This window comes from Pseudomonas sp. GW456-12-1-14-TSB6, assembly GCF_059424205.1.
Genome location: NZ_JBWKZE010000066.1, coordinates 1 through 1,179 on the forward strand (window position 1 = coordinate 1; position 1,179 = coordinate 1,179).

Annotated in this window: 1 protein-coding gene; it reads left to right on the forward strand. The window is 54.0% G+C overall.

The features are described from left to right. The first annotated feature begins 205 nt into the window (after positions 1-205). On the forward strand, positions 206-1,168 hold the full coding sequence (locus AC07Y2_RS28705) for an IS110 family transposase (protein ID WP_103387456.1): 963 nt from the start codon (positions 206-208) through the stop codon (positions 1,166-1,168). Positions 1,169-1,179 lie beyond the last annotated feature (11 nt).

Sequence of the window (1,179 nt, forward strand, 5' to 3'; positions counted from 1 at the left end):
CGCTTGTATGTTTAGACTTGAAGGGGTGGGCGGGACTAAAAGCTCGATTCCGACTCTAGCCAGTACGGACCGTGGGAGACTTCTCGTCCCGCCCTTTCTACCTAAAGCGCCGATAAGGAATTCATCGGTAAAACCGACGATAGAGGCAAGCCAGCGCTACGGTAGACCCCGACAAGCTCTTAAACCCTAGCTCCGAGGATTCGTCATGACAATCCTTACCTCGCCAACGGTGATTGGTGTCGATGTGGCCAAGGCCGAAATCGTTGTTTATCGCGAAGATCTGGAAATTACCCAGGTCATCAACAATGACCGCACGTCTGTAGGTCGTTGGCTGAAGACCTTGCCCGCACAAAGCTCGATCGCCCTGGAAGCCACTAATCTCTACCACCTGGACACGGCCGAACTGGCCCATGGTATGGGGCATCGGGTTTACGTCGTGGACCCTTACCGGGTGAGCCATTACCGCGAAAGCATCGGTCAGCGTGCAAAAACCGACCCTTGTGATGCACGTCTTCTGGCGCGTTATCTAACCAGTGAACAGCACCGGCTGCGGGTCTGGAGCCCACCACCACGGCACTACACGGTGTTGAAAAGTCTGCTTAACAAGCGTGCGCAGCTGATGAAGGCCCGAGTCAGTATCATGCTGAGCTGGTCAAACGAACCTCTCCTTGAAGATCTTTTGGCCCATGGGTTGGAGCATTTCAAACAGCTTGATCAGGCCATTCAGGAATTACTTCGCAAAGTCAGCCAAGAGGCCGGCATTAGCGAAAACATCAGACGCTGCAAAGCGATTGAAGGGATTGGTGAACTCACGGCAACGGGCCTGGCAACTACGTACATGCGAGGTGAGTTCGCCAGCGCCGATGCGTTCATCGCCTTTCTGGGATTGGACTTGAAGGCAAAGGACTCAGGCAAGAAACACAGTCCTCGCCACTTGAGCAAAAAAGGTGACGGGGAATTACGGCGTCTTGCACACAATGCAGCTATGGCAGCTTGCCGGTCCCCTGTTTGGAAACCGTTCTATGAGTCGTATCTGGCAAGAGGTCTAGCCAGAACCCAGGCCTTGGTCATCCTCGCCCGTAAGCTTTGCCGGGTGGCATTCGCCCTCATGAAGAACCAGAGCGAATACCAACCGAATCTAAGATTGCAGGGTTCCCCTGCAACATAGAATCTCCCACA